This is a genomic window from Streptomyces sp. SID1328 (assembly GCF_009865595.1).
Taxonomy (GTDB): domain Bacteria; phylum Actinomycetota; class Actinomycetes; order Streptomycetales; family Streptomycetaceae; genus Streptomyces; species Streptomyces griseoluteus.
On record NZ_WWKH01000436.1, the window covers coordinates 1 to 25,539 of the forward strand.

A 25,539-nucleotide genomic window follows, 5' to 3' on the forward strand; every position below is an offset into this window, starting at 1 on the left:
AGCGTGCTGCTGACGGCCGCGGTCCGCGCCATCCGGGCCGGCGACCTGGCCGCCACCACCCCGCTGAAGGCGCCCGGCCCGCAGCCGGCCGGCGGCGAGCTCCCCCGCACCAGCCCCGCCGACACCCTGGCCACCATGCAGGCGGCCGTCATGACCGGCGAGGCCGTGTGGATCGGCTATGTCAACGCCGACGGCGCCGCCAGCCAGCGCGTCGTCGCCCCCATCCGCGTCGAGGGCGGTTTCGTCACCGCCTACGACCACACCGCCGACGAGGTCCGCACCTACCCCCTGCACCGGATCACCGGGGTGGCCGAGCTGGCGGAGGACTGACCGCGAGGACCTGCCCTCCGGCCCCCGTACCGGGCGCGCATCAGGCACACTGGAGGTTTGGCCGCGCGGAAGGATGGCACACGTGAACGGTCCGCTGATCGTCCAGTCCGACAAGACCCTGCTCCTGGAAGTCGACCACGAGCGGGCCGACGAATGCCGTCGGGCCATCGCGCCCTTCGCGGAGCTGGAACGGGCCCCGGAGCACATCCACACCTACCGGCTCACCCCGCTCGGCCTGTGGAACGCGCGAGCCGCCGGGCACGACGCCGAGCAGGTCGTCGACGCGCTGGTGCAGTACAGCCGGTATCCCGTGCCGCACGCCCTGCTGGTCGACATCGCCGAGACCATGGACCGGTACGGCCGGCTCACCCTGAGCAAGCACCCGGCGCACGGGCTGGTGCTCACCACCACCGACCGTCCGGTGCTGGAGGAGATCCTGCGCTCCAAGCGGGTCACCCCCCTGGTCGGCAACCGGATCGACCCGGACACCGTCGCCGTGCACCCCTCCGAGCGGGGGCAGATCAAGCAGACCCTGCTCAAGCTGGGCTGGCCCGCCGAGGACCTCGCCGGATACGTGGACGGCGAGGCGCACCCGATCGACCTGCGCGAGGACGGCTGGGCGCTGCGTCCCTACCAGAAGCAGGCCGTGGAGAACTTCTGGCACGGCGGCAGCGGTGTCGTGGTGCTGCCCTGCGGTGCGGGCAAGACGCTGGTCGGCGCCGGGGCGATGGCGCAGGCCGGGTCGACCACGCTGATCCTGGTCACCAACACCGTCTCCGCGCGGCAGTGGAAGCACGAGCTGGTGAAGCGGACCTCGCTGACCGAGGACGAGATCGGCGAGTACAGCGGCACCAAGAAGGAGATCCGGCCGGTCACCATCGCCACCTATCAGGTGCTGACCACCCGCCGGAAGGGTGTCTACCCGCACCTCGAACTCTTCGACTCCCGTGACTGGGGTCTGATCGTGTACGACGAGGTCCATCTGCTGCCCGCTCCCGTCTTCAAGTTCACCGCCGATCTCCAGGCCCGCCGCCGCCTCGGTCTGACCGCGACCCTGGTGCGCGAGGACGGGCGCGAGTCCGACGTGTTCTCCCTGATCGGGCCCAAGCGGTTCGACGCGCCGTGGAAGGAGATCGAGGCGCAGGGCTACATCGCGCCCGCCGACTGCGTCGAGGTCCGAGTGAACCTCACCGACTCCGAGCGGCTCGCCTACGCCACCGCCGAGACCGAGGACAAGTACCGCTTCTGTGCCACCACCGCGACCAAGCGGAAGGTCACGGAGGCGATCGTGCGCCGGTTCGCCGGGCAGCAGATCCTCGTGATCGGCCAGTACATCGACCAGCTGGACGAGCTGGGCGAGCATCTGAACGCGCCCGTGATCAAGGGCGAGACATCCAACGCCCAGCGGGAGAAGCTCTTCGACGCCTTCCGCGAGGGCGAGATCAGCGTGCTGGTCGTCTCCAAGGTGGCCAACTTCTCCATCGACCTGCCCGAGGCCACCGTCGCCGTCCAGGTGTCCGGCACCTTCGGCTCCCGGCAGGAGGAGGCCCAGCGGCTCGGCCGGGTGCTGCGGCCCAAGGCGGACGGCCACCGGGCGCACTTCTACTCGGTCGTCGCCCGCGACACGATCGACCAGGACTTCGCGGCCCACCGCCAGCGCTTCCTCGCGGAACAGGGCTACGCCTACCGGATCGTCGACGCCGACGAGATCCTCGCGGAGGGCACCAAGGAGAACTAGGACCCGGCTACGGGTCCCCGAGGGCGCCCCCGTATCTGCGGTGGACGCCCGCCTCCTCGCCGTACTCGCCGAGTATGACCACGCCGAAGGCGGCCTGCGCGTAGACCTTGATCGCGCGCAGGGCCTCGCCCAGGATGTGGCGGTGGCCGCCGCCGGCCACCGCGGTGGCTCCGGACGGACGGGGTGGGGCGGGGTGAAGGGTCGCTGCGCTCATGTCTCCATGGTGAGACTTCCGGCACAAGTCCGGAATACACCCACGGACCGGTTCTCAAAGCGGTCCCTCTGCACCCGTGGGTGGAGCCCGCCCCTGTACCCCGCCGCCCGAACCCCCTAGGGGTAGGCGCTCAGGACCCGTCCGCGTGCACGGCGTAGACGTACCGCTTCCCCGGGTACTCGCTCAGGTTCCAGATCACCGACTCGGCGAACGACCAGCCCGAGGCGCCGCTGGTGTGGTAGCTGAGGTCCTCGCAGCCGATGGCCAGGTTGCACACCGTGCTCGCGGTCGAGGCGCCCGAGGTGAAGGTGCGCAGCGCGCCCGCGCCGGAGGGGCCGTTGCTGACCGAGAGATAGTGCTTGCTGTTGCGGGAGACGATGCCCTGGATCTTCTTCTGGGCGACCGTGACCGCCTCGCTCGGCGTGCCCGAGGACAGCGAGCGGGTGGTGTAGTCGAGGTTCCAGCGCACGACCTTCGGCGTGGTGGTGGGCGCGCCCGTACCGGTCCACGAGGTGCCCGAGTAGTCGACCGCGCCCTCCTCGGAGTACTCGCTCACCACCAGGCTGTCCGGGGTGCTGGCGCGGTCGAGGCCGATCGCCGAGTAGCGCAGGTACTTGCCGGTGTTGTCGTACGCGCCGCTCTGCGGGAGCACGTACGAGTAGCCGTAGCCGTAGTAGGTGCTGTCGACCAGGCCGCAGAAGTCGGTCTGGGTGGTGTCGACCTGGAAGAGGGTGTTGAGGTCGAAGACCCTGAGGCCCTTGTAGGTGTCGACGACGTACAGCAGGTTGCCGTACCAGAGGATGCCGCCGGCGTGCTTGCGTATGGGGTTGAAGGAGAACTCGCCGGTGGCCGTCTTCACCGGCTCGACCAGCAGGACGTGGCGGTAGGTGGGTGCGGAGGCGGAGTTGTAGTTGACGAAGGTGAGCCGCAGGCCCTTGTCGAGGGGGTAGTTGTCGGTGCCGTTATCGTCCGGGTCGGTCTCGAAGTACCAGGAGACCAGGACGGCCTTGTTGCTGCCGCCGTCGGGGTAGACACCGTTGCCGTAGGCGTCGGCGCTGGTGGTGACGCCCTGCGGAATCCAGTAGTCGACGGCCTGGTCGCCGCTGTCCCAGGTGAAGCCGGCCTCGAACGCCTGGGACGTGCCCGGCGCGCTGGTGAGGCGGGTGGCCTTGCGGTTGGTGTCGGCGAGGACGGCGGTCGCGTCCACCTTGGTGAGCTTGGCCGCCAGGCCCGCGTTCAGGTCGGCGAACTCGCCGTAGGAGTTGCCCGTACGGGTGGTGAGGGCGAACTGCGCCGGGTCGATGGTCGCGGCGTGCGCGACGGAGGGGGCGAGGACGGCCCCGGCCGCTCCGGCGAACGGTGCGGCGGCGATTCCCCGGAGGATACTTCTGCGCGTCATGGACATGGCGGCGAACGTATGTCCTACATGATCAGCCGCACAAGCACGGGCGTTCGTCTTCGGAGCGGGTCCGGGCGGGACGGGGACGCGCCCGGATATTCATTGGCCCCGCCCCACCCACCCCGCCTACAATCTCCGCTCTTGCCCGCCTCCCCTCGGAGTGCCGCCGCCCGGCCGGTAACCGGACGGCACCCTTCAGGCCGTATCCGGCCTCGTGACCACGCAGCAGGTACAACCGGAGGCACTCCCTTGTCCGCGACCGCGCCCGACCCGCTCGACGACCCCCGCGCCCCCCTGACCCGCGAACGCACCCACCTGTCCGACTCACGGGCCGCCCTGCGCGCCATGCGGGAGGACGTGGAGGCGCTGGACATCAAGGACGTCGCCGCGAACTGGGTCAACGCCCAGGTGCTGACCCGCCAGATCGACGAACGGATCAAGGCGCTGGCCGACCTCAGCGACACCCCGCTGTTCTTCGGCCGGCTCGACTACCTGCACGCGCCGGGGGCGGAGCAGGCCGAGGGGGCCGAGGGCGAGCGGTTCTACATCGGGCGCAGGCATGTGCACGACGCGGACGGCGACCCGATGGTCATCGACTGGCGCGCCCCGGTGTCGCAGCCGTTCTACCGGGCGTCCAAGAAGGACCCGATGGACGTCGGGCTGCGCCGCCGCTTCGGCTACACCGGCGGCGAGCTGACCGCGTACGAGGACGAGCACCTGTCGGACCCCTCGGAGACGGCGGCCACCAGCAAGCTGCTCCAGCAGGAGATCGAGCGGCCGCGCGTCGGCCCGATGCGGGACATCGTCGCCACCATCCAGCCCGAGCAGGACGAGATCGTCCGCAGCGGGCTCGGCGGCACGGTGTGCGTGCAGGGAGGCCCCGGTACGGGCAAGACGGCGGTCGGTCTGCACCGGGTCGCCTATCTGCTCTACGCGCACCGGGAACGGCTCGCCCGCACCGGCACCCTGGTCATCGGGCCGAACCGGTCCTTCCTCCACTACATCGAGCAAGTGCTGCCCGCACTCGGTGAGTTGAGCGTGCAGCAGGCCACCGTGGACGATCTCGTGGCCCATGTCGAGGTGCGCGGCACGGACGAGGCGCGGGCCGCCGTGCTCAAGGGCGACGCCCGGATGGCCGAGGTGCTGCGCCGGGCGCTGTACGCGCAGGTGACGATGCCGGCCGAGCCGGTCATGGTGGTGCGCGGCTCGCGCCGCTGGCGGGTCCCGGCGTACGAACTGGAGGAGATCGTGCGCGAGTTGCTGGGCCGCGAGATCCGGTACGGCGCCGCCCGCGAGGCTTTGCCGCAGCGGATCGCCCACGCGGTGCTGGTGCAGATGGAGCGGGCCGGGGAGGCACCGGACGACCGGGTGCAGGACGCGGTCGCGCGCAACAGCGCGGTCAAGGCCGCCGTGAAGGCCGTCTGGCCGCCCGCCGATCCGGCCAGGCTGGTGCTGCGGCTGCTGTCCGACGGGGAGTTCCTCGCCGAGCACGCGGCCGGAATCCTGGACGAGGACGAGCAGAAGGCCGTGCTCTGGGCCAAGCCGGTGCGGAGCGTGAAGTCGGCCAAGTGGTCCTCCGCCGACGCGGTGCTGATCGACGAGGCGGCCGACCTGATCCAGCGCACGCACTCACTGGGCCATGTCGTGCTGGACGAGGCGCAGGACCTCTCGCCCATGCAGTACCGCGCGGTCGGCCGCCGCTGCACCACCGGCAGCGCGACCGTCCTCGGTGACCTCGCGCAGGGCACCACCCCCTGGGCGACCCGGAGCTGGGAGGAAGCGCTGGCCCATCTCGGCAAGAGCGAGGGCGTGATCGAGGAGCTGACGGCCGGTTTCCGCGTCCCCACGGACGTGATCACGTACGCCTCCCGGCTGCTCCCCCACATCGCGCCCGGTCTCACCCCGGTCGCCTCCGTCCGGGAGAACCCCGGTTTCTTCGAGGTGCGCGCCGTGGACGGGGTGGCCGACGTGGTGTCCGCCTGCGAGGAGTTGCTGCGCAACGAGGGCTCGACGGGTCTGATCGCCGCCGACGCCCGCGTGCCCGCCCTCGCCGAGGCCCTGGCGGCGGCCGGGATCGCCTTCCTCGCGCCCGGCGAGGAGACCACCGAGGAGACCCGGCTGACCCTGGTCCCGGCCTCACTCGCCAAGGGCCTGGAGTACGACTACGTGGTGCTGGACGAGCCGCGCGCCGTGGTGGACGGCGAGCCCGACGAACGCACGGGCCTGCGGCGGTTGTACGTGGCGCTGACCCGAGCGGTGTCGGGGCTGATCGTGGCGCACACCGGGCCGCTGCCCGAGCAGCTCACGGGCGGAGCGGCTGGGTAGGGTGCTGGGTCCGTTCCCTGCGACTCCGCCGGCGCCCAGTACCGGGTCATGTTCCCGGGCGACCAGGGCTGCGAGGACGGGGACTACCCGGCGAGCCCCGAGGACAGCGCGGACAGGATCAGCCGCTGCCTGCGCCCCATCCGCTGACCCCGTGGCTCCTTCGTTGTCAGCCCCTGCTGCCATCATGCTGCCGTGGCAGCCGCACCTGATCAGCGTCCCTCCGAGGTCACTCTCGCATTCCTGCGCTCTGCGTTCCCGCAGGAATGGCGCGAGCCGGCGCTCGGCCACAAGGCCGTCACAGCGTGGGAGGAGGAGCACCATGTGGTCCTTCCGGAGCCGTACAGGACCTTCGTCGCCGAGATCAGCAACGGGTCCGGCCTCGGCCCCGCCGGTGACGGCGGTCTCCAGCCGCTCGGCGGGCTGCCTGACGCATGGTCCGACCTCGGTCCGCGGGTGCCGGGGGAGCCGTTCCCCCTGGCGGCGGCCTGGAACTGGGAGGACGACGAGACCGTCGACCCCGAGGGCCCGGATGCTCGGATCGATGCCGCGTTCAACAACGGGTCCGTCGTCCTCGGGTCCGAGGACGGGCAGTCGTTCTGGCTCCTGGTGACCACCGGCCCCCGGCGCGGCGAGGTGTGGATGGTCGCCGATGTCGGCGCCGTCCCGGTACCCGGCGACCAGGCATGGGGCTTCGAGGAATGGGTGCGGCGCTGGCACACCGGCGACGCGTGGTGGGACTGACCTCCCGGTCCGGCGGAGTGCCGGAGCCCGCGGCGGGCAAGGACCACCGTACGGTCGGCGGGCCGGCCCGTGCGCGTCTCCTCCGCGCCCCCCAGGGGGATCACGCGCCCCGACCCACCCCTACGGCTCCAGCCCCCTCCGCCCCTCGCCCGACGCGAAGCCCAGCCACGTATGCCGGTTGCCCGCCCAGCACCAGCCGACCTTGGGGGCGTCACGCCGCTCGCGTCCGTCCCGGCCGGTGCCGTTGCTGATCCAGAGTGCCGGGGTGCGGGCGTCCAGCGTGCCCGTGGGTTTGCGCAGCCGGGAGCCGATGGTCATGAAGCAGTGATTGCGCTCCAGTACGTCCGGCCGCTGGAGCACCCAGTGGATGCCCTCGGTCAGCAGCAGCGGCGTACGGGACGCGGCGGTGAGCGCCGGAAGTGCCTCGTCCGGGCTCCAGTTGGCCATGTCGTCGCCCCGGTCGACCCCGCCGACCAGGTACAGCGGGGTGTCCGGCAGGCCGATGGTGTCGAGCGGCGCGAAGAGGTCGACGTCGGTCATGTCGGTGACGACGAACCCGGCCTTGTCCCGGCGCCGGAGCAGCGGCGCGAGTACGGAGGCGGGGGCGAGGTCGGGACGGACGGCGAGGAGGAAGTCGCCGTCCCCGGCCCCCTCCGCCGCCGCCCGGACCTCGGCGGCCGACAGCCCCGCGATCTCGTGCACCCCCAGCTCGAGCAGCCGCTCGGCCTGCGTACTCAGCGGGGTGAGGGTCTGCGTGGTCTCGGACACGATGCTCCCAACGACAGCGGTGTGCACGGGCGCAGGCCCAACGAACCGCCCGCCCGGAACATTCCCGGCAGGACCGCCTACTCGCCGTCGAGCATCCCCCGCCACACCCCGACGGCGTCGGCGCACACCGGGCCGGCCCACCCCTGCGGCCGGGCCGCGCCACCGATGTGGAAGGCGTCGATACCGGCGGACCGCAGCTCCGGCACATGCTCCAGCCGGAGCCCCCCGCCGACCATGATGCGCGGCTCGTATCCCGGCGTGCCGGTGTGCGCGGCCTCGGCCGTCAGCGTGTCCAGGCCCTCGTCCACACCCGTCGCCGCGCCCGCCGTGAGGAAGGTGTCCAGTCCCGGCAGCCCGCTGAGCCGCTTGCGCAGCGCGTCGCGGTCGGCGGCGCGGTCGATCGCCCGGTGGAAGGTCCAGGGGCAGCCGTCCAGCGCGTCGACGACCCGTTCGACCGCAGCGAGGTCCACGTCCCCTTCGGGGCCGAGGAAGCCGAGGACGAACTGGTCGGCGCCCGCCGCCCGCAGCTCGGCGGCCGTGGCGGTCAGCCGGCCGAGGTCGCCCGCCGCGAACCCGTCCGACAGCCGCAGCATCACGCGCAGGTCGATCGTGACGGCGGCGCGGATCGCGGCCACCACGGCGGGGTCGGGGCTGAGCCCGTCCGCCGCCATGTCGGTGACCAGTTCCAGCCGGTCCGCGCCTCCCGCCTGGGCGGCGACCGCGTCCTCGACGCCGAGAGCGATCACCTCCAGGACCGCACGCTTGCTCATGGCACCCCAATTCCGACGCGGCTACAGGTCTAGTCCAATTCCAGGGTACGCCCCGCCCCCGATCACCGGAACAATGGACACATGGCCGACGCAGACACCGCAGCAGACCTCGGGCTCCGCTTCGCCCGCGCCCTCGAAGCCGCCCGCGCGCCGGGCGGGGGGCCGGACCCCGCGCCGTATGCCGGGAACCTGATCGCCCGCTGGGAGGAGCCGCAGCGGCGCTATCACACGCTCGCCCACCTCACGGCGGTCCTCGACCGGGTCGACGCGCTGGCGGAGTACGCCGACGACCCCGACCTCGTACGGCTCGCGGCCTGGTTCCACGACGCGGTGTACCTGCCGGACCGGTCGGAGAACGAGGAGCGTTCCGCGCGGCTGGCCGAGCGGGCGCTGACCGAGGCGGGGGTGCCGGAGGCGAAGGTCGCGGAGGTGGCCCGGCTGGTGCGGCTCACCGTCGGCCACGACCCGGCCGAGGGCGACCGGAACGGGCAGGTGCTGTGCGACGCCGACCTGGCGATCCTCGCCTCGGCGCCGTCCGCGTACGCCGCCTACACGGCCGAGATCCGCGAGGAGTACCACTTCGTGCCCAACGACGCGTTCCACGAGGGGCGTTCGGCGGTACTGCGTCAACTCCTCGATCTGCCAAGGCTGTTCCACACCCCTTACGGGTCGGAGCACTGGGAGGCGACCGCCCGCTGGAACCTCGCGGGAGAGCTGGAAATGCTGTCGACCTGACTCGGGGCTCCCCCCTAGGGTGCCGTCCATGCGAGCGATGAGCGGGGACCAGGTGACCGAGGCCGTGCGCGGCTGTGTGACGACGCTGCGCGCGGCCGTCGACCGCGACTGGACGGCCGTCCGCGCCGGGAGCGTGGAGTGGGACTGCCACGTCACCGCCCTGCACGTCGCCGAGTGCCTGCTCGCCTACGCCGGCAACCTCGTCGGCCACGCGCGGGACGCGTACGTACCCTTCGAGATGCGTCTGGAGGACGGCACCGGCAACGACGGTCTGCTGCACGTCCTGGAGACCACCGGCGCCCTGCTCGCCGCCGCGGTGAACACCGCCCCGCCCGGCGACCGGGCCTTCCACCCGTACCCGTTCCGCAGCGCCGACCGCGAGGGGTTCGCGGCGATGGGCGTGGCCGAAGTGCTGCTGCACACCTACGACATGGCGCAGGGCCTCGGGCTGGAGTACGCGCCCGCCGAGAGCCTCGCCGAAGATGTGCTGACCTGCATCTTCCCGCACGTCCAGCCGGGCCCGGAAGCCTGGCCGACCCTGCTGTGGGCCACCGGCCGGGGCGAGCTGGCGGGCCGCCCGGCGGTGGACAACTGGCGCTGGCGCAACAACCTCGTCATCCCCGCCGACCGCCTCACCCTCACCGGTCTGCGCCCGGCCGCCGCCCGCGACCTCCGCCTGGGCGGTGACGGCGGCTTCACCTGGCTCGGCGGCACCCCCTACGAGGGCACCCGCGAGGCCGCCGGCTTCCTGGTCAAGGCGTACGAAGCAGGCGTCCACAGCCCCGAGTTCGGCGTCTTCACCCTGATCCGCACCGAGGACGGCCTGGCCGTCGGCGGCATCGGCTTCCACGGCACCCCCGACTCCGAGGGCCGCGTCGAAATCGGCTACGACCTCGTCCCCGAGGCCCGCGGCCAGGGCTACGCGACGGAAGCGCTCCGCGCCCTCACGGAATGGGCCTTCGCCCGCGACGACGTCCACCGGATCGTGGCCACCGTCCACCCCGACAACCCCGCCTCCGAACGCGTCCTCGCCCGCGCGGGCTTCCACCGGGCGAACACGGAACAGGAGGAGGCGGCCCGCACGGAACACGGCATGGAAACCGGCCTACGGCTGTTCGTGCAGGAGCGCTGACCGCGCCGGCCCGCGCGCCTGCGCGCAACGGCCCGCCCACTGAGCCGGTACGCCACCGCAGGCCGACGCGCGCCGGCCCTAGGACCCCTTGCGTCTGCGCAGCCCCGCCGCGTGCAGCAGGCGCACCACGTCCCGGCTGCGGACCTCCACCGCGCCCGCGGCGACCGCGTCGGCGTAGCGGTGGGCGGGGATGTCGTAGTGGTCGCGTTCGAAGGCGCGCGGGGGGACGCCGAGAGTCGCGGCGAAGAGGTGCAGCTCGTCGTAGGAGACGTCGCTGATCAGGTGGGACCACAGGCGGCCGTGGCCGGGCCAGGTGGGCGGGTCGATGTAGACGGTCACGCGGGGCCGGCCGTCACTTGGAGGTGTCCCCGTTCAGCGCCTTGGCGAGGGAGCCGACGGGGGCGACGTCCACGCCGGACTCGTGGCAGACCCAGTGCGGGTCGGGGCCCAGCTCCGGCTCGACGTCCAGCGCGTGCGGATCGCCCGTGGCGCACACCGGGCACAGCGGCCAGCGGCCCTTCCGTTCCAGCAGCGCGTCCTGCACGTCCTGAGCAACCAGGCCGGAGACGAAGGCGGCGCCCTCGGGCCACTGCTCCACCCACCAGCGGCGCTGCGCGAGCGACTCCTCCACCAGCGAGACCACGTCCGCCTCGGCCACGTCACCGGCCATGAGGTCGGCGAGCACCAGCGCACGGGCCGCGTGCAGGGCCTGTTCGAGTGAGCTGACGGGATGTGCGGCGTCGTCCATGCACCCATTGTGCGCACTCTTGCCCCGCCTGCCGAACCGGAAATATCTTTCAGGGGTGACCCAGGACGTGAAGGAAACTTTCGGGAGTCCCGGCGGCTCGCTCGCCGCCAAGGTGCGCACCCTCACGCCGTCCATGACGCGGTCCATGCAACGCGTGGCGGATGCCGTGGCCGGTGACCCGGCGGGCTGCGCCGCCCTCACCGTCACCGGCCTCGCGGAGCTGACCGGCACCAGCGAGGCCACGGTCGTGCGCACCGCCCGCATCCTCGGTTACCCCGGCTACCGCGACCTGCGGCTCGCCCTCGCCGGGCTCGCGGCCCGGCAGGAGTCCGGGAGCGCGCCCGCGATCACCACGGACATCGCGGTGGACGACCCGCTCACCGACGTGATCGCCAAGCTGGCGTACGAGGAGCAGCAGACCCTCGCCGACACCGCCGCCGGACTGGACACCGCCCAGCTCGGCGCGGCCGTCACCGCGCTGGCCGCCGCCCGCCGTACGGACGTGTACGGCATAGGGGCCTCCGGCCTGGTCGCGCAGGACCTCACCCAGAAGCTGCTGCGCATCGGGCTGGTCGCGCACGCGCCGGGCGACCCGCACCTCGCGGTGACCAACGCGGTGCAGCTCCGCGCGGGGGATGTCGCCGTCGCCATCACCCACTCGGGCTCGACCGGTGACGTCATAGAACCGCTGCGCACCGCCTTCGAGCGCGGCGCGACCACCATCGCCGTCACCGGCCGCCCCGATTCGCCCGTCACCCAGTACGCCGACCACGTGCTGACCACCGCCACGTCCCGCGAGAGCGAGCTGCGGCCCGCCGCGATGTCCTCCCGCACGGGCCAACTCCTCGTCGTGGACTGCCTGTTCGTGGGCGTGGCCCAGCGGATGTACGAGAGCGCGGCCCCCGCCCTGGCCGCGTCCTACGAGGCACTGGCCCACCGGCACCGGAGCGCGACGCGTTAGCTTTCTCCAAGGTTTCTCCGCCAGCTTTCTTCGTTCGGACCCGACCGGAAAGAGCCGCATCAGATGACCGACTCCCCTCACCTCCAGAGCGAGCTGGCCACCCTGACCACCGAGGCGTTCCGGCCGGAGCTGGCCGGGATCGACCAACTGCCCACGCTGGACATCGCCCGGCTGATGAACGGCGAAGACACCGGCGTCCCCGCGGCCGTGGCCGCCCGCCTGCCCGAGATCGCCGCCGCCGTCGACGCCGTCGCCGCCCGCATGGAGCGCGGCGGGCGCCTCGTCTACGCCGGTGCCGGTACGGCCGGACGGCTCGGCGTGCTGGACGCCTCCGAATGCCCGCCCACCTTCAACACCGCCCCCGGCCAGGTGGTCGGCCTCATCGCGGGCGGGCCGGGCGCGCTGGTGAACTCCGTGGAGGGCGCGGAGGACTCCCCCGGCCTGGCCCGCGCCGACCTGGACGCGCTGAAGCTGACCCCGGACGACTCGGTGGTCGGCGTCTCCGCGTCCGGGCGTACCCCGTACGCGGTCGGCGCGGTCGAGCACGCCCGCGCGGCCGGCGCCCTGACGGTGGGCCTCTCCTGCAACGCGAACAGCGCCCTCGCGGCCGCCGCCGAGCACGGCATCGAGGTGGTCGTCGGCCCCGAACTCCTCACCGGCTCGACCCGCCTGAAGGCAGGCACGGCCCAGAAGCTGGTCCTGAACATGCTGTCGACGATCACGATGATCCGCCTCGGCAAGACCTACGGAAACCTGATGGTCGACGTCCGCGCCTCCAACGCCAAGCTCCGCGCCCGCTCGCGGCGGATCGTGGCGCAGGCGACCGGGGCGCCGGAAGCGGAGATCGAGAGCGCCCTGACCCAGGCGGACGGCGAGGTGAAGACGGCGATCCTGATCATCCTGGCGGGGGTGGACGGGGCTACGGCGACGCGTCTGCTGGAGGAGTCGGACGGCAGGCTGCGGGCGGCACTGAAGAAGGCGGGGGCGTAGGGGCGACGCGTACCGCCTTCCGGAGGAGTCCCGCGCGCCGGACCGGCGGGGGTGGCGCAGGCTCGGAGCGTGCGTAACGACACCGCCACCGCGTCCGCCGTCCTTGCCCTGACGGGCGGTCCCGCCAACGTCCGTCACGTCACCCACTGCCTCACCCGGCTCCGGCTCACCGTCGCCGACCCGGCCGCCGTGGACGAGGAGTCGCTGCGCGCGCTGCCGGGCGTGCTCGGGGTGATCGGGGCGGGGACGCCGTCGCTGCAGGTGGTGCTGGGGCCGGGAGTGGTGGACACGGTCACGGCGGAGGTGGAGCGGCAGCTCGCGGCGGGGGAGCGCGCCGGGGGCGTACGGTCGGGGGCGCGCGCCGCGGAAGCGGACAAGGGGTCCCGCCTCTCGCCCGCCGGCCCCCCGCGGAAGGGTCCCCTCGCCGCCTCCCTCCGCCGCATCGCCGACGTCTTCGTCCCCCTCATCCCCGCCCTCATCGGATGCGGCATCCTCGCCGGTGTCAACGGCCTGCTCACGAACGCCGGTTGGCTGCCCGGACTCACCCCCGCCCTGGCCGCCATCGCCTCCGGGTTCATGGCGCTGATCGCGGTGTTCGTCGGCTACCAGACGGCTAAGGAGTTCGGCGGCACCCCCATCCTGGGCGGCGCGGTGGCCGCCGTGATCGTCCATCCGGGCGTGGCGAAGGTGACCGCGTTCGGCGTGCACCTCTCCCCCGGCCAGGGCGGAGTCCTCGGCGCACTCGCCGCCGCCCTGCTCGCGACCCGGATCGAGAAGTGGTGCCGGGGACGTCTGCCCGGCGCGCTGGACGTCCTGCTCACCCCCACCGTCACCGTCCTGGTCGCGGGCCTCGCCACCCTGTACGGCCTGATGTACGCGGCCGGAGCCGTGGCCACCGCGATCGGCACCGGCGCGAACTGGCTGCTCACCACCACCGGCGCGTTCGCGGGCCTGGTCCTCGGCGGACTGTTCCTCCCGCTGGTGATGCTCGGCCTGCACCAGGCCCTGATCCCCATCCACACCACCCTGATCGAGCAACAGGGCTACACGGTCCTCCTCCCCCTGCTGGCCATGGCCGGCGCGGGCCAGGTCGGCGGCGCGCTCGCGGTGTACGTACGCCTGCGCCACGACACCACCCTGCGCGCCACGATCCGCTCGGCCCTCCCGGCGGGCCTGCTGGGCGTGGGCGAGCCCCTGATCTACGGCGTCTCCCTCCCCCTGGGCCGCCCGTTCGTCACCGCCTGCGTGGGCGGGGCGGCGGGCGGCGGGTTCGTCGGGTTCTTCGCCATGCTCGGCGAGAAGGTCGGCGCCACCGCCATCGGTCCCTCCGGCTGGGCCCTCTTCCCCCTCCTCACCGGCAACCAGGGCCCGGCCCCGGCCATCGCCATCTACGCGGGCGGCCTCCTGACGGCATACGCGGTGGGCTTCGCGGCGACCCTCGCCTTCGGCTTCCCGAGAGGTACGGCAAGGGGTACGGCCCCGCCGGTCACCGAGCGGACGCCCGCCGGCTCCGCGTGACGCCCGCCCCTCCCCGTCGTTGCCCCTGACATGAAGAAGCTGCTGCTAGCCACCCTCGCCGTCGCCGCGTCCTCCGCAGCCCTGGCCACCCCCGCCCACGCGGCCTCCGCCGACGAACGCTGGACGGCCGAGGACACCACCGCCTGCGCGGCCGACCTCACCGTGACCCCGGTGGTCAAGGCGGTCTCCCCGCTCCCGCTGGCCGAGCAGGCCCCCGCATGCGGCGAGGGCAGCCTGCTGCACCACGGCTAGGAGTACTGGGCGAGCTGGATCAGATTGCCGCAGGTGTCGTCCAGTACCGCGACGGTCACCGGCCCCGCCTCCACCGGCTCCTGGGTGAAGCGCACCCCGAGCCCGCGCAGCCGCTCGTACTCGGCGCGCACGTCGTCCACGGCGAAGGAGGTCGCCGGGATGCCGTCGCCGCGCAGGGCGGTGGTGTACGGCTTGGCCGCGGGGTGGACGTCCGGCTCCAGCAGCAGCTCGGTGCCGTCGGGCTGCTCGGGCGAGACCACCGTCAGCCACCGGTACTCGCCGAGCGGCACGTCGGCCTTCCTCACGAAGCCCAGCACCTCGGTGTAGAAGCGCAGCGCCTTCTCCTGGTCGTCGACGAAGACGCTGGCCAGGTTGATCCTCACGGGTGCCCTCCAGAAGGGGTCGCGGAAACGTACTGCGGCCCGATCCTCGCGCATCCGGGGACCCGGCGCGCGGATGAGAAGCTGGAGGCATGAATCACGCCCAGCTCACCGCGCTAGGCCGCGCTCTCCGGCTCGTCGGGGAGCACGGGGAGGCGCTGTCCGCCGACACCCCGGACTCCCGGCTGCACGAGGTCAAGGCCGATCTGCGCCGCGCGCTGGACCTGCTGGACGAGAGCGTCACGGCCGGCACCCCCACCACCCGCTGCGCGGAGCACCCCCAGGGCCCGGTGGACAAGAGCGCGCCGGACCTGTGCCTGCTGTGCGAGACCCGGCGAAGGTCCGCCCGCCGCGCGGAGTACGGCGGCCAGGGCCGCGGCCCGGAGGCCCCCGCGACCGCCCCCTCCCGCTACGGCGTCCGCGCCGACCGCCCTCAGCCCCAGCAGCGCTGGCTCCCCGAGGCGTGGAACGGCCGCGAGTGGCAGCTCTGCGGCACCCCGCGCCGCGACCGCCACGAGGCGGAGGCGTACCTCGCCGCCGCCCGCCGGGGTTCGCGCCCGGCGATGGCCTACCGCCTGGTCCACGAGTTCACCGACTACGAGGTGCTCCGCGTCTGGGGCACCCCCGCCCAGGTGGACATCGAACCGATGGGCAACCTTTAGCCGGAGGCAGCAGCGCGGGCCGGCAGCTCAGCATGGTGACCCTGGGCGTCGGGGACTGAAGGACGAGGGCAGCACAAAGGCGCCGGGCGGGAGTTCACCCACCCGGCGCCTCGCGGGAAGCCTCAGCTGAGGGAGCCCAGCGCGGCGGCGTCGTACGGCTTCAGCTCGTCGAACCGGCCGGACAGCACCTTCGCGGCCCACTCCGGGTCCTGGAGCAGCGCGCGGCCGATGGCGACCATGTCGTACTCCTCGCGCTCGAAGCCGTCGAGGAGGTCGTCGATGCCCTTGACCGGGGAACCCTCGCCCTGGAACGCGCCCATGAAGTCGCCGTCCAGGCCGACCGAGCCGACGGTGATGACCGGCTTGCCGGTGATCTTCTTGGTCCAGCCGGCCAGGTTGAGGTCGGAGCCCTCGAACTCGGGGAGCCAGTAGCGGCGGGTGGAGGCGTGGAAGACGTCGGCACCGGCGGCGGAGATCGGGGCGAGGATCGCCTCCAGCTCCTCCGGGGTCTCGGCGAGACGCGCGGTGTAGTCCTGCTGCTTCCACTGCGAGTAGCGGAAGATGACCGGGAACTCGGCGGACACGCGCTCGCGCACGGCCGCGACGATCTCCGCGGCGAACTGGGCGCGGGCGACCGGGTCGCCGCCGTAGCCGTCGGTACGGCGGTTGGTGCCCTCCCACAGGAACTGGTCCAGCAGGTAGCCGTGGGCGCCGTGGATCTCGACCCCGTCGAAGCCGATGCGCTCGGCGTCGGCGGCGGCCTGCGCGAAGGCGCCGATCACGTCGTCGATGTCGGACTGCGTCATGGCCTGGCCCTTGGGCTCGGCACCCGCCTTGTGGATACCGGACGGGCCCACGGCGGGCGCGTCCGCGAACGGCGGCTCGCCCTGCCGGCGGACCATGCCGATGTGCCAGAGCTGCGGGACGATCGTGCCGCCCGCCGCGTGCACCTCGCGCGCGACCTTCTCCCAGCCCGCGAGCTGCTCCTCACCGTGGAAGCGCGGCACGCTGTCGCTCTGGCCGGCCGAGTCGTGCCCGACGTACGTACCCTCGGTGACGATCAGGCCGACGCCGTTCGCGGCACGGCGGGAGTAGTACGACACCACGTCCTCGCCGGGGATGCCGCCCGGGGAGAACATCCGGGTCATCGGCGCCATCGCGATCCGGTTCGGCACGGTGAGGCCGTTCAGCGTGATCGGGCGGGACAGGAGCTGGGCCGCGCGGCTGGCGGCGGACGTCGTGACGGTCACGTGAGGGGCTCCTCGGAAGAACGGTGTCGGGTAGACCGGCTGGTATGTGTGCACGCAATGGTGCACCTAGTGAAACAACTGGTCCACCCGGCTCCGCATTCCGCCCCGGCGGACCGGGTCCGTGTGACCCCCACCACGCCCACCTCTCAGCCCAGCTCGACCCGCCGCCGGGCGTCCCGGTTCAGCAGCCGGACGCGCTCGCGGAGCACGTCGGCGGGGGTGGCTTCGCCGAGGTGTTCCGGCGGTACGTCCCACTCCCGGCCGCCCCCGAGGGGCCGCAACTGAACCCGGCCGCCGACCTGCCCCATGACCTCACCGAGCCGCCCGTCCCGGACGTCGAGGGCGTACGACCCGACGGCCGGGGCGACGCCTTCACTCACTCCCCCCGCTCCGCGAGCGCGGCGGCGAGGCGGGAAGCGACGTCAAGGTTGCAGCTCCCCAGGTCCACCAGGGTGTTGCGCCCGCCGTAGACCCCCGTCACGGGGTCGACCCGCAGCGAGGGCAACACGATGCCCACGTCTCGCAGGGCGGTACGGAGCCGCTCGACCGCCTGATCCGCCGAATCCGTCATGCCGGTTCCTCCACGCTGAGTGTTCCTTTTCTGCACACAGAGTGGCGGTGCCGCTTCTAGCCTGGCCATACAGGCAGTGCCAACAACCTCACCTGTGGGACAGGGGGCAGCGATGCCAGGCCCGAAGGACCTCGACCCTTCGTCGTCACCGCGCGCGATGATCGGCGCGGAGTTGCGCCATGCGCGGGAGCGGAAGGGGCTGAGCCAGGAGCAGTTGGGCCACGTCCTCTTCGTCAGCGGCTCGTTCATCGGCCAACTGGAGGCCGGGACGCGGCGGATGCAGCCGGAGTACGCGCGCATGCTGGACGAGGCGCTGGACACGGGGGACTTCTTCGCACGCAACTGCGTCGCGGCGGCCAAGTCGAAGTGCCCGGAGCACTTCGCCGAGGCGGCGGAAGCGGAGGCACAGGCCACGGAGATCAGGGAGTACGCGCCTCTGCTGATCCCCGGACTGCTCCAGACCCCCGCGTACGCCAGAGCCGTATTCCGCGCCTACCGCCCTACGGAGCCTGAGCGAAATCTCGATGACCTGGTGTCGGCTCGCGTGGAGCGAGCCGCGCTCCTTGACGGTCCAACAGACCTGTTGTTGTGGATCGTGATGGACGAGGCGGCTCTGCGTCGCGTGACGGGCGGCCGAGCGGTGATGGCAGAGGCGCTGCGACACGTCGCCGACGCGGCACGGCGGCATCGCGCCATCGTGCAGGTTCTGCCGTTCGAGGCCGGAGCACACACTGCGATGGAGGGCTCCATCAAGCTCATGGACTTCGTGGACGCTCCACCGCTGGTCTACTTCGAGGGCGTCGGCACTGGACGGCTGGAGGACGACCCGTCCACCGTCAGGGGCCACCAGCGCACCTTCGAACTGCTCGCGGCCTGCGCGCTCCCACCAGCCAACTCACTTGTTCTGCTTGATGCGCTGGCACAGGATTACGCGCATGAGGCACACCCCTGAGTTCGGCCCCGACTCGGCCACCTGGCGCAAGTCGACATACAGCGGCGGCAGTGGCGGCAACTGCCTCGAAGTGAACGACACCCACCCCACCCACATCCCCGTACGCGACTCCAAGGCGCCGCACGGCCCGACGCTCGCGTTCCGGCGACAGGCGTGGGCCGCGTTCGTGGAGAACCTCAAGCTCGACTGACCAACACCCTTACCGCAAGAGCCATCAGACACCCTGAGTGATCACCTCATAACGCTGAATACACCGCACGGCAACTTCATGTGTGAAGCCCGTCACATGGCTTGATCACTTCTGCGTGATTTGCTCGACATCAGCCGTAAACACCCCTGACGCACCTGTCTTGCGCCAACGCACTTCTGAGCTGCGTCTTCTCAAGTGAGCGCGGCGATGGGGGCGAACGGGGATGCGGCTGGGGCGGGGCGCCCTCGGGAACAGTCACAAACTTCCCCGCACCGCCCTGTCGGAACTCCACAACGTGAACCTGACAGACCCTCATTTCCTTCTGTTCAGGCGCCCGATGCCGAGCCGTCGTCCTACTCCAGGGGCCAAGTACAGTCGGATGTCCGGCTCCAGTGCCGGGTGCGCCCAACGTGGCCGCACGGCTGAAGCGCACGGCGCCGCGCGTCGGTGCGCACCCTCATGAGGGAGGTGTTGATGAACGGTCGTCTCCACGTTCCACTTGTCCATCGGGCGTACGACGCCCCCATCAGAGCTGACTGTGGCCCCGGAGAGCACGTCTCCGGGGCCACAGATCTAAGCACCCGCTCACACGCGCCAACGTGCGGGCGGATCTCTTCTCACCGCACCGTCCCAGTCGTTTCTGAGGCGTCGGGACGGCGTCCGGCTCTACACGAGAGAACAGGGTAATGGCTATAGCTATGCCATATGACGGTTCCAGTCAGGTCGTGGCCGCCATCGTGACGGCTTCCGCGGACGCGGGGACGGCTGCCGCCTGGGCCGCCCCGACGGTCGGCCTGCTGGCAGTCGGTTGGGGCGTCAAGACCTGGCACGACACCAAGCGGGAGCAGAAGCGGGCCGAGGCCCGGTCCAAGGTGTCGGAGCTGCTGGAGATCGTCGACGGCTGCGAGGAGCGCGCCGTCACGCCGGTCGACATCACGACGATCCGGCGGTTCCGCCGCCCCTTCGAGCGCCTGGCGAAGGTGCACGGGAAGGTGCGTGAGATCGCCCGCGTCACCGCGGCCATCGGGGGTGTGGTGGACATCCCGATTCCCGACCCCGCCACCGACTCGAGCCTCTACCAGCAGCAGTTGGGCGAAGCCACGGGCCGGCTCAAGGAGGCGCTCGAAGCCGCGTACGAGGTCTTGAGCGCCTGACCTTCCGGGCACTCTGTTCCGGAAGGAGCTTCACCGGAATGCTCCTGGACCTGACGTCGGGAGCATCTCCGCGAGCGCCCTGGGGCTCAAGGCCCCGGCCCACCACCGACACTCCGCGTCACAGCGTCCACCAGCAATACAGCCGCAGCTCAGCGACGCAAGCTCGCTCGGCCAGGCCGGCCAGCGCCTCCACGACGCCCGTTGCCGTCGCGGCATCAAGTCCGGCCGCCGAGCCGGACGCGCACCAAGCCTCGGCCGCACGCACCACGTCCTCCGCCGATACGGAGACCAGAGCGTCGCGCAGGGTGTCCGACACAGTGAACACGAAGGGACTCTCGACCTCCGCGGACGACAGCAACTGCCCGACCCGCGGCCGCGTGCCGACCTCTTCATGACCGCAGCCCGTCATGACCGCTTCGAGCCCCACGATGGCATCGACCGGATCGACGTCCTTGAGGAAGACCACGTCCAACCCGACACGAGCCGGACCACCGCCCTCGATCACGGCGAGCGCGGACACGTCATCAGCGGCGGAGAAGTAATCAGCGTCCGGCACCCGCCGATTCTGACATGATCACCGCCAATTCCCCTCACCGCTCACGCCGACTCCCGCACCACCAGCTCCGGCTCGAAGATCAGCGACGTGGGTTCCGTCCGCACCCCCCGCACCTGCTCGTCCAAAAGCCGCGCCATCGCCGCCGCCATCTCCTCCACCGGCTGTCGCACGGTGGTCAGGGGTGGGCGGCAGCTCACCGCCGCGCTGGAGTCGTCGAAGCCGACCACCGCGACGTCGTCCGGGACGCGTCTGCCGTGCTCGCGCAGCACCTGGCAGGCGCCCTGGGCCATGAGGTCGTTGGCGGCGAACACGCCGTCCAGGTCCGGGTGTTCGGCCAGCAGTGCGGCCATCGCGGACGCGCCGGTGTCCAGGGTGAAGCCGCCCTCGGCGACCGGGACGCACGGATGTCCCCGGCGGGCCATCGTGTCGCGGAACCCGGCGAGCCGCTCCCGGCTGGCGGCGACGTCGAGCGGGCCGGTGACGGTGCCGATGCGGCGGCAGCCGCGCGCCAGGAGGTGCTCGGCCGCGAGGGCCGCCCCGTCGCGGTGTGCGAGGTCGACGTAGCTGAGGGGGACGGGGCGGGAGGGGCGGGCGAAGAGGACGGCCGGGAGGCCGGCGTCGGCGAGGAGGGCGGGCAGCGGGTCGTCGGCGTGGGTGGAGACGACGAGGGCGCCGTCGGCACTGCCCTGGCGCAGGTCGGTCAGCACCTGGCGGCGGGTGTCCGCGGACTCGGCGAACATCAGGAGGGGGTGCATGGAGCGTGGGCGGAGGTAGCCGACCACACCGCTGACCACCCGCCCGAAGAAGGGGTCGGCGAACACGCGCGTCGCGACCGCGTTGTGCACCTCCTCCGGGGTGTCCCCCGCACCCGACACGACCAGGGCCACCGTCTGGCTGCGCCGGGTCACCAGCGAGCGGGCGGCCCGGTTGGGCGCGTACCCCGTCCGCTCGATGGCCCGGCGCACCGTCTCCTGGATGGCGGGGTCGACGTTGCGGACGCCGTTGACGACGCGCGAGACGGTCGCGCGGGAGACTCCCGCCTCCTGCGCGACGTCCTCGAGCGTGGGGGCGTCTCTGCTCATTTCGGCACCCTAGCGGCCCTCCAGCGTACCGGGACAGAGCGCTCCTCCGCCCGTCGGCCGGCTCAGCCGTAGACCCCGAACTCGTAGAGCGAGTAGCCCCAACCGGTGCCCCGCGCCGTCCCGTTGACCCGCACATAGCGTCCGGTCCCGGAGACGTCGAGGTCGTCGACGCCGCCGTTGCCGTCGGTGACGGTGCGGACGGTGGTCCAGTTCTGCCCGTCGTCCGAGGTCTGCACGGTGTAGGCCCGCGCGTAGGACGTCTCCCACACCAGCTGCACGTGCCGGAAGGAGGTGCGGGTGCCGAGGTCCACGCGGAGCCACTGGGGGTCGCTCCAGTCGCTGGCCCATCGGGTGGCGAGGTCGCCGTCCACGGCGTTGGCGGCCGTGCAGGGGCAGTCCCCGCCGCCCGTCTGGGCCGAGGAGGCGGTCGCGGGCTTGCCCCGGGCGAGGTTCGTACCCGAGGGGACGGGCGGCACCACCCGGAAGGACCGGGTCTCGACGCCCACGTTGCCCTTGCCGTCCTTGGCCTTCACATAGATCTTCCAGACCCCCGGCCGGTCCGGCGCCGTGACCTTCAGCCGGCCCCCGCCGAGGTTGGCCGCGGGCAGCGTGAGGAGTTGCTTGCTCTGGTCGATGTAGTTGCTGTTGTCCTGCACCTCGTACGTGATCGGGTCGCCGTCGGGATCGGTGACCTTGACGGCGAGGGTGAGGTCACCGCCCGCCGGAACCTTGGCCGCGTCGCCCTCGATGCTCAGGTCGGTGATGACCGGCGGGGTGTTGTCCCGCGAGGTGTCCGCTCCGTACGCCCGCTTCACGGCGTAGTACGACAGCCGCTTCTCCCCGGCGGGCAGCAGGTTGAACCAGATGCCGCCGAAGTCGTACTCGGTGCCGTAGTGGAACATCGTGGCGCCGAGCGCGACACCCCGGTGCCCGGTGACGCAGTTCCAGGCTCGCGTGTACCCGTCGGCCTTGGCCCGGTCGGTGGGTTCGGCGGGGACGCCGTTCGCGTCGTCGGGCACCTCCCACTCCCCGGCCGGGCCGGTCTCGGTCACGATGTACGGCTTGGTGTAACCGCCCTGTTCCCAGGCCGCCTTGACGTCGCACACCGCGTTGTAGGCGTTGACGGCGTAGAGGTCGAGGTCGGGCGCGTTCCTCTTGTAGTACGGCCAGGCGCCGGTCCACGCGTCGGTGGAGGTGACCGGGTGGTTGGGGTCGACGGCGTGGATCTTCTTCGTGATGTCGTTGACGAGCGTCGTGTACGCGTCCCGCTGGCGCTCCAGCTCGGCGCCGCTGTAGCAGTTCTGCAGGCCGAGCACGGACTCGTTGCCGACGTTCCACATCAGGACGCCGGGGTTGTCCTTGTAGGTGGCCGCCCACTGCGGGAACTCGGTGAGCACCTGGTTCTTGTAGGCGGTGTCGGTCAGGTAGTTCACGCAGCCGCCGCTGCCGGGGCCACCGCCCGGCTGCAGCCAGAACCCGGCGATCACCTTGATGCCTTGGGCTGCGGCGGCGTCGAAGAGCGGTTTGCTGGAGGCGTCGGTGCCCCAGGTGCGGACGGTGTTGACGCCCATCGACTTCAGGTCGGGCAGGTAGCGCGACGCGTCGGCGGTGGACGGCCCCCAGGTGAGGCCCTTGATCTGGTACGGGCTGCCGTCGACGGTCAATTGCCAGTTGCCCTGCGCGCCGGTGACCCTGACGACGGAGCCGGCGGCGTGCGCGGGCGGGGCGGGCAGCGCGACGAGGGCTCCGGCGGCGAGCAGGCCCGCCGTGAGAGGTGCCGTGACACGGGATGCGGTCATGAGTGTCCGTCCGGTGTGCGGGTGGGGGGATGGAGCCGGGGTCCCGCCGGCCGGGCCGTGCACCGGCCGGCGGGAGAGGTGCACGGGTTCAGGGAAGCCGGTAGTTCGCGTCGAGGGCGGCGCCCGCCTCGGGGTGCGTCTGGTCGTAGCCGCGGGCGTCGCACTGGAGGGCGCCGACGACGCAGTGGTCCACGAGCGCCTTCAGGGTCGGCGCGTCCCAGGCGTTGAAGAAGTCGTAGTGGAACGAGTAGCCCGCCCCGCTCGACAGCTTGACCTGGCTCATGTCCCCGTTGACCGGGAAGGCCATCTTGAACTCGATCATCGGCAGGGCGACGGGGTGGTCGTCCGGGCAGATGTTGTTGTTCGTGCCGGGGTTGACCACCGGGTACGCCATGTGGCTCTGGTGGTTCGGGGTGTCCAGGTACTTGCCGTCCCAGCAACTGGGTGCCTGGAAGCGGATGTTGAGCTGGACGTCGGCCCGGTTCGGGCACTGGGCGGGGATGTCGGTGTTGAAGTAGCTGTCACCGCACTCCCAGCCCTCCACGAAGCCGCGGTGGGCGCGGAACTCGGCCGCCGACTGCATCGGGCTGCCGACGACGAAGCGCAGCCCCTTCGGGAAGGGGCGGACGCTGGTGTAGTCGGTGACGCCCGCCTTGTAGTAGATGGTCTGCGGGCCGACCGGCAGCACCGGTGTACCGCCCTTGAGCAGGGTCGGCATCCAGTAGGCCGACTTGTCGCCGGGCGCCTTGCAGGTGGTGCCGCCGGCGTCGAGCGAGGCGGTGGTGCTGGCCGCGTTCGTGGTGGTGTTGCCCATGAACGTGTGGTCGTGCGACTTGCCCGGCTGGCCGGGGTAGACGATCGGGTCGTCGGCGCGGGTGTGGGTCACCGAGCAGTTCGCCTGGAACTCGTGGAAGTACCGGTGCGGTGGCTCGGCCTTGGAGGGGACGACCCCGGTCACCGGCGGGTTCGCCGGGATGTACCCGTCGCCGTCCGGGTCCTCCGGCGAGGACTGCGTGGAGACGGGCATCGCGTGAGCCGTGTGGACCTGCCCTGCCACGGGGTCGGCGCTCACCGCCACGCCGGCCAGGCCGAGCGAGGTGAGGACCAGTGCGCTGGACACCAGTAATCCTGAGACGATCTTCGATCTCCGTGCCATGGAGACCTCCTGCCACGTCGATGGGGACGGTGGGGGTCGGGCGGCCGGGACCGGCGAGGGGGACGACGCCGTCCGCGACCGTCCGCGTGACGGTCCATCACATGTGCCGTGGAATCCGGGAGAGCGCTCTCCCGTCGTGGAGTGTTGTGGCGCCCGCGCGGGGGTGTCAAGGGAGGCGACGGAAACCGGTGCGCCCGCGGAGACGCCGAAGGGCGGCACCCCCCGTGAGGAAGGTGCCGCCCTGGCGAAGGACGGTTGATCCGTGAGGATCAGAAGTCCATGTCACCGCCCGGCATGCCGCCCGGAGCGGCCGCGGCGGCCTTCTCCGGCTTGTCGGCGATGACGGCCTCGGTGGTGAGGAAGAGCGCGGCGATGGAGGCCGCGTTCTGCAGCGCGGAGCGCGTGACCTTCGCCGGGTCGATGATGCCCTCGGCGATCATGTCGACGTACTCGCCGGTCGCGGCGTTCAGGCCGTTGCCGACGGGGAGGTTGCGGACCTTCTCCACGACGACGCCGCCCTCGAGACCACCGTTGACGGCGATCTGCTTCAGCGGGGCCTCCAGCGCGAGCTTGACCGCGTTGGCACCGGTCGCCTCGTCGCCCGAGAGCTCCAGCTTCTCGAAGACCTGGCCGGCCTGCAGCAGGGCCACGCCACCACCGGCGACGATGCCCTCCTCGACGGCCGCCTTGGCGTTGCGCACGGCGTCCTCGATGCGGTGCTTGCGCTCCTTGAGCTCCACCTCGGTGGCGGCACCGGCCTTGATGACCGCCACGCCGCCCGCGAGCTTCGCCAGGCGCTCCTGGAGCTTCTCGCGGTCGTAGTCCGAGTCGGAGTTCTCGATCTCGGCGCGGATCTGGTTCACGCGGCCCTGCACCTGCTCCGAGGAGCCGGCGCCGTCCACGATCGTGGTCTCGTCCTTGGTGACGACGACCTTGCGGGCGCGGCCCAGCAGGTCCAGGGAGGCGTTCTCCAGCTTGAGACCGACCTCCTCGGAGATGACCTCGCCACCGGTGAGGATGGCGATGTCGCCGAGCATGGCCTTGCGGCGGTCGCCGAAGCCCGGAGCCTTGACGGCGACGGACTTGAAGGTGCCGCGGATCTTGTTGACCACCAGGGTCGACAGGGCCTCGCCCTCGACGTCCTCGGCGATGATCAGCAGCGGCTT

Annotated in this window: 29 protein-coding genes; 14 read left to right on the forward strand and 15 right to left on the reverse strand. The window is 71.8% G+C overall.

The window, feature by feature from the left end; genetic code table 11:
- Together GT030_RS12840 and GT030_RS12845 are read left to right on the forward strand one after the other, a co-directional pair.
- Positions 1-330, forward strand: a 330-nt coding sequence (locus GT030_RS12840) for a WYL domain-containing protein (RefSeq protein ID WP_161201216.1), incomplete at its 5' end; no start/stop codon positions are given.
- Positions 331-412: 82 nt separating this feature from the next.
- Positions 413-2,068, forward strand: a complete 1,656-nt coding sequence (locus GT030_RS12845; protein ID WP_161201217.1) for a DNA repair helicase XPB — start codon at positions 413-415, stop codon at positions 2,066-2,068.
- 7 nt (positions 2,069-2,075) lie between these two features.
- Here the strand turns inward: GT030_RS12845 and GT030_RS12850 are convergent, their stop codons facing one another.
- Together GT030_RS12850 and GT030_RS12855 are read right to left on the reverse strand one after the other, a co-directional pair.
- Complete coding sequence (locus tag GT030_RS12850; RefSeq protein WP_161201218.1) at positions 2,076-2,282, reverse strand: hypothetical protein; 207 nt, start codon at positions 2,280-2,282, stop codon at positions 2,076-2,078.
- A gap of 130 nt (positions 2,283-2,412) precedes the next feature.
- Positions 2,413-3,681 carry a hypothetical protein gene (locus GT030_RS12855; RefSeq protein ID WP_161201219.1) on the reverse strand — a complete coding sequence of 423 codons (1,269 nt, stop codon included), beginning with the start codon at positions 3,679-3,681 and terminating at the stop codon, positions 2,413-2,415.
- A 249-nt stretch (positions 3,682-3,930) separates the two neighbouring features.
- Between GT030_RS12855 and GT030_RS12860 the strand changes: the two genes are divergently transcribed.
- Both GT030_RS12860 and GT030_RS12865 read left to right on the forward strand, forming a co-directional pair.
- On the forward strand, positions 3,931-6,006 hold the full coding sequence (locus GT030_RS12860) for a UvrD-helicase domain-containing protein (protein WP_161201220.1): 2,076 nt from the start codon (positions 3,931-3,933) through the stop codon (positions 6,004-6,006).
- Between the two features lie 192 nt (positions 6,007-6,198).
- Positions 6,199-6,747, forward strand: a complete 549-nt coding sequence (locus tag GT030_RS12865) for an SMI1/KNR4 family protein (RefSeq protein ID WP_161201221.1) — start codon at positions 6,199-6,201, stop codon at positions 6,745-6,747.
- A gap of 120 nt (positions 6,748-6,867) precedes the next feature.
- On the opposite strand, the gene GT030_RS12870 is transcribed toward GT030_RS12865, so the two are convergent.
- A complete protein-coding gene (locus tag GT030_RS12870; protein WP_346009627.1) occupies positions 6,868-7,515 on the reverse strand; it encodes a DUF5701 family protein in 648 nt (215 codons plus the stop codon).
- A gap of 77 nt (positions 7,516-7,592) precedes the next feature.
- Positions 7,593-8,285 carry a copper homeostasis protein CutC gene (locus tag GT030_RS12875; protein ID WP_161201222.1) on the reverse strand — a complete coding sequence of 231 codons (693 nt, stop codon included), beginning with the start codon at positions 8,283-8,285 and terminating at the stop codon, positions 7,593-7,595.
- An 81-nt stretch (positions 8,286-8,366) separates the two neighbouring features.
- On the opposite strand from GT030_RS12875, the gene GT030_RS12880 reads away from it, so the two are divergent.
- Both GT030_RS12880 and GT030_RS12885 read left to right on the forward strand, forming a co-directional pair.
- Positions 8,367-9,020, forward strand: a complete 654-nt coding sequence (locus tag GT030_RS12880) for a hypothetical protein (protein WP_135791966.1) — start codon at positions 8,367-8,369, stop codon at positions 9,018-9,020.
- 37 nt (positions 9,021-9,057) lie between these two features.
- The gene (locus GT030_RS12885; RefSeq protein ID WP_161201242.1) at positions 9,058-10,152 is read left to right on the forward strand and encodes a GNAT family N-acetyltransferase; all 1,095 of its coding nucleotides are present in this window, start codon (positions 9,058-9,060) and stop codon (positions 10,150-10,152) included.
- A gap of 78 nt (positions 10,153-10,230) precedes the next feature.
- Here GT030_RS12885 and GT030_RS12890 read toward each other — a convergent pair whose 3' ends face one another.
- Positions 10,231-10,491 carry a DUF4031 domain-containing protein gene (locus GT030_RS12890; RefSeq protein WP_161201223.1) on the reverse strand — a complete coding sequence of 87 codons (261 nt, stop codon included), beginning with the start codon at positions 10,489-10,491 and terminating at the stop codon, positions 10,231-10,233.
- Between the two features lie 13 nt (positions 10,492-10,504).
- Positions 10,505-10,900: a hypothetical protein gene (locus GT030_RS12895; protein ID WP_161201224.1), complete on the reverse strand. Its 396-nt coding sequence runs from the start codon at positions 10,898-10,900 to the stop codon at positions 10,505-10,507.
- A 55-nt stretch (positions 10,901-10,955) separates the two neighbouring features.
- Here GT030_RS12895 and GT030_RS12900 point away from each other — a divergent pair, with 55 nt between their 5' ends.
- From GT030_RS12900 to GT030_RS12915, 4 genes are all read left to right on the forward strand, one after another.
- Positions 10,956-11,861: a MurR/RpiR family transcriptional regulator gene (locus GT030_RS12900; RefSeq protein ID WP_161201225.1), complete on the forward strand. Its 906-nt coding sequence runs from the start codon at positions 10,956-10,958 to the stop codon at positions 11,859-11,861.
- Between the two features lie 63 nt (positions 11,862-11,924).
- Positions 11,925-12,851 (forward strand): N-acetylmuramic acid 6-phosphate etherase, encoded by a 927-nt coding sequence (murQ, locus tag GT030_RS12905; RefSeq protein ID WP_161201226.1) that lies wholly within the window; start codon positions 11,925-11,927, stop codon positions 12,849-12,851.
- A 69-nt stretch (positions 12,852-12,920) separates the two neighbouring features.
- On the forward strand, positions 12,921-14,369 hold the full coding sequence (locus GT030_RS12910; RefSeq protein WP_161201227.1) for a PTS transporter subunit EIIC: 1,449 nt from the start codon (positions 12,921-12,923) through the stop codon (positions 14,367-14,369).
- Positions 14,370-14,399: 30 nt separating this feature from the next.
- Positions 14,400-14,621 carry a hypothetical protein gene (locus tag GT030_RS12915; RefSeq protein ID WP_161201228.1) on the forward strand — a complete coding sequence of 74 codons (222 nt, stop codon included), beginning with the start codon at positions 14,400-14,402 and terminating at the stop codon, positions 14,619-14,621.
- Here the strand turns inward: GT030_RS12915 and GT030_RS12920 are convergent.
- A complete protein-coding gene (locus GT030_RS12920; RefSeq protein ID WP_161201229.1) occupies positions 14,618-15,004 on the reverse strand; it encodes a VOC family protein in 387 nt (128 codons plus the stop codon). The genes GT030_RS12915 and GT030_RS12920 overlap by 4 nt on opposite strands.
- Positions 15,005-15,093: 89 nt before the next feature.
- Between GT030_RS12920 and GT030_RS12925 the strand changes: the two genes are divergently transcribed.
- Positions 15,094-15,663, forward strand: a complete 570-nt coding sequence (locus GT030_RS12925; protein WP_161201230.1) for a hypothetical protein — start codon at positions 15,094-15,096, stop codon at positions 15,661-15,663.
- A 122-nt stretch (positions 15,664-15,785) separates the two neighbouring features.
- Here the strand turns inward: GT030_RS12925 and GT030_RS12930 are convergent, their stop codons facing one another.
- From GT030_RS12930 to GT030_RS12935, 3 genes are all read right to left on the reverse strand, one after another.
- On the reverse strand, positions 15,786-16,913 hold the full coding sequence (locus GT030_RS12930; RefSeq protein WP_161201231.1) for an NADH:flavin oxidoreductase: 1,128 nt from the start codon (positions 16,911-16,913) through the stop codon (positions 15,786-15,788).
- Positions 16,914-17,059: 146 nt separating this feature from the next.
- Positions 17,060-17,293 carry a hypothetical protein gene (locus GT030_RS35630; protein WP_202460030.1) on the reverse strand — a complete coding sequence of 78 codons (234 nt, stop codon included), beginning with the start codon at positions 17,291-17,293 and terminating at the stop codon, positions 17,060-17,062.
- The gene (locus GT030_RS12935; RefSeq protein WP_161201232.1) at positions 17,290-17,484 is read right to left on the reverse strand and encodes a hypothetical protein; all 195 of its coding nucleotides are present in this window, start codon (positions 17,482-17,484) and stop codon (positions 17,290-17,292) included. The genes GT030_RS35630 and GT030_RS12935 overlap by 4 nt, the downstream gene beginning before the upstream one ends.
- Before the next feature lie 112 nt (positions 17,485-17,596).
- On the opposite strand from GT030_RS12935, the gene GT030_RS12940 reads away from it, so the two are divergent.
- From GT030_RS12940 to GT030_RS12950, 3 genes are all read left to right on the forward strand, one after another.
- Positions 17,597-18,436: a helix-turn-helix transcriptional regulator gene (locus GT030_RS12940; protein ID WP_161201233.1), complete on the forward strand. Its 840-nt coding sequence runs from the start codon at positions 17,597-17,599 to the stop codon at positions 18,434-18,436.
- Positions 18,420-18,626, forward strand: a complete 207-nt coding sequence (locus tag GT030_RS12945; protein WP_161201234.1) for a DUF397 domain-containing protein — start codon at positions 18,420-18,422, stop codon at positions 18,624-18,626. The genes GT030_RS12940 and GT030_RS12945 overlap by 17 nt, the downstream gene beginning before the upstream one ends.
- 725 nt (positions 18,627-19,351) lie before the next feature.
- The gene (locus GT030_RS12950; protein ID WP_161201235.1) at positions 19,352-19,780 is read left to right on the forward strand and encodes a hypothetical protein; all 429 of its coding nucleotides are present in this window, start codon (positions 19,352-19,354) and stop codon (positions 19,778-19,780) included.
- A 118-nt stretch (positions 19,781-19,898) separates the two neighbouring features.
- On the opposite strand, the gene GT030_RS12955 is transcribed toward GT030_RS12950, so the two are convergent.
- The 5 genes from GT030_RS12955 to groEL all read right to left on the reverse strand — a co-directional run.
- The gene (locus GT030_RS12955; RefSeq protein ID WP_161201236.1) at positions 19,899-20,336 is read right to left on the reverse strand and encodes a hypothetical protein; all 438 of its coding nucleotides are present in this window, start codon (positions 20,334-20,336) and stop codon (positions 19,899-19,901) included.
- Positions 20,337-20,377: 41 nt separating this feature from the next.
- Complete coding sequence (locus GT030_RS12960; RefSeq protein WP_161201237.1) at positions 20,378-21,418, reverse strand: LacI family DNA-binding transcriptional regulator; 1,041 nt, start codon at positions 21,416-21,418, stop codon at positions 20,378-20,380.
- A gap of 62 nt (positions 21,419-21,480) precedes the next feature.
- Positions 21,481-23,217 (reverse strand): discoidin domain-containing protein, encoded by a 1,737-nt coding sequence (locus tag GT030_RS12965; RefSeq protein WP_161201238.1) that lies wholly within the window; start codon positions 23,215-23,217, stop codon positions 21,481-21,483.
- Between the two features lie 88 nt (positions 23,218-23,305).
- Positions 23,306-24,373 (reverse strand): DUF1996 domain-containing protein, encoded by a 1,068-nt coding sequence (locus GT030_RS12970; protein WP_161201239.1) that lies wholly within the window; start codon positions 24,371-24,373, stop codon positions 23,306-23,308.
- A 269-nt stretch (positions 24,374-24,642) separates the two neighbouring features.
- Positions 24,643-25,539: chaperonin GroEL (gene groEL / locus GT030_RS12975; protein WP_161201240.1), on the reverse strand; the 897-nt coding region annotated here is incomplete at its 5' end.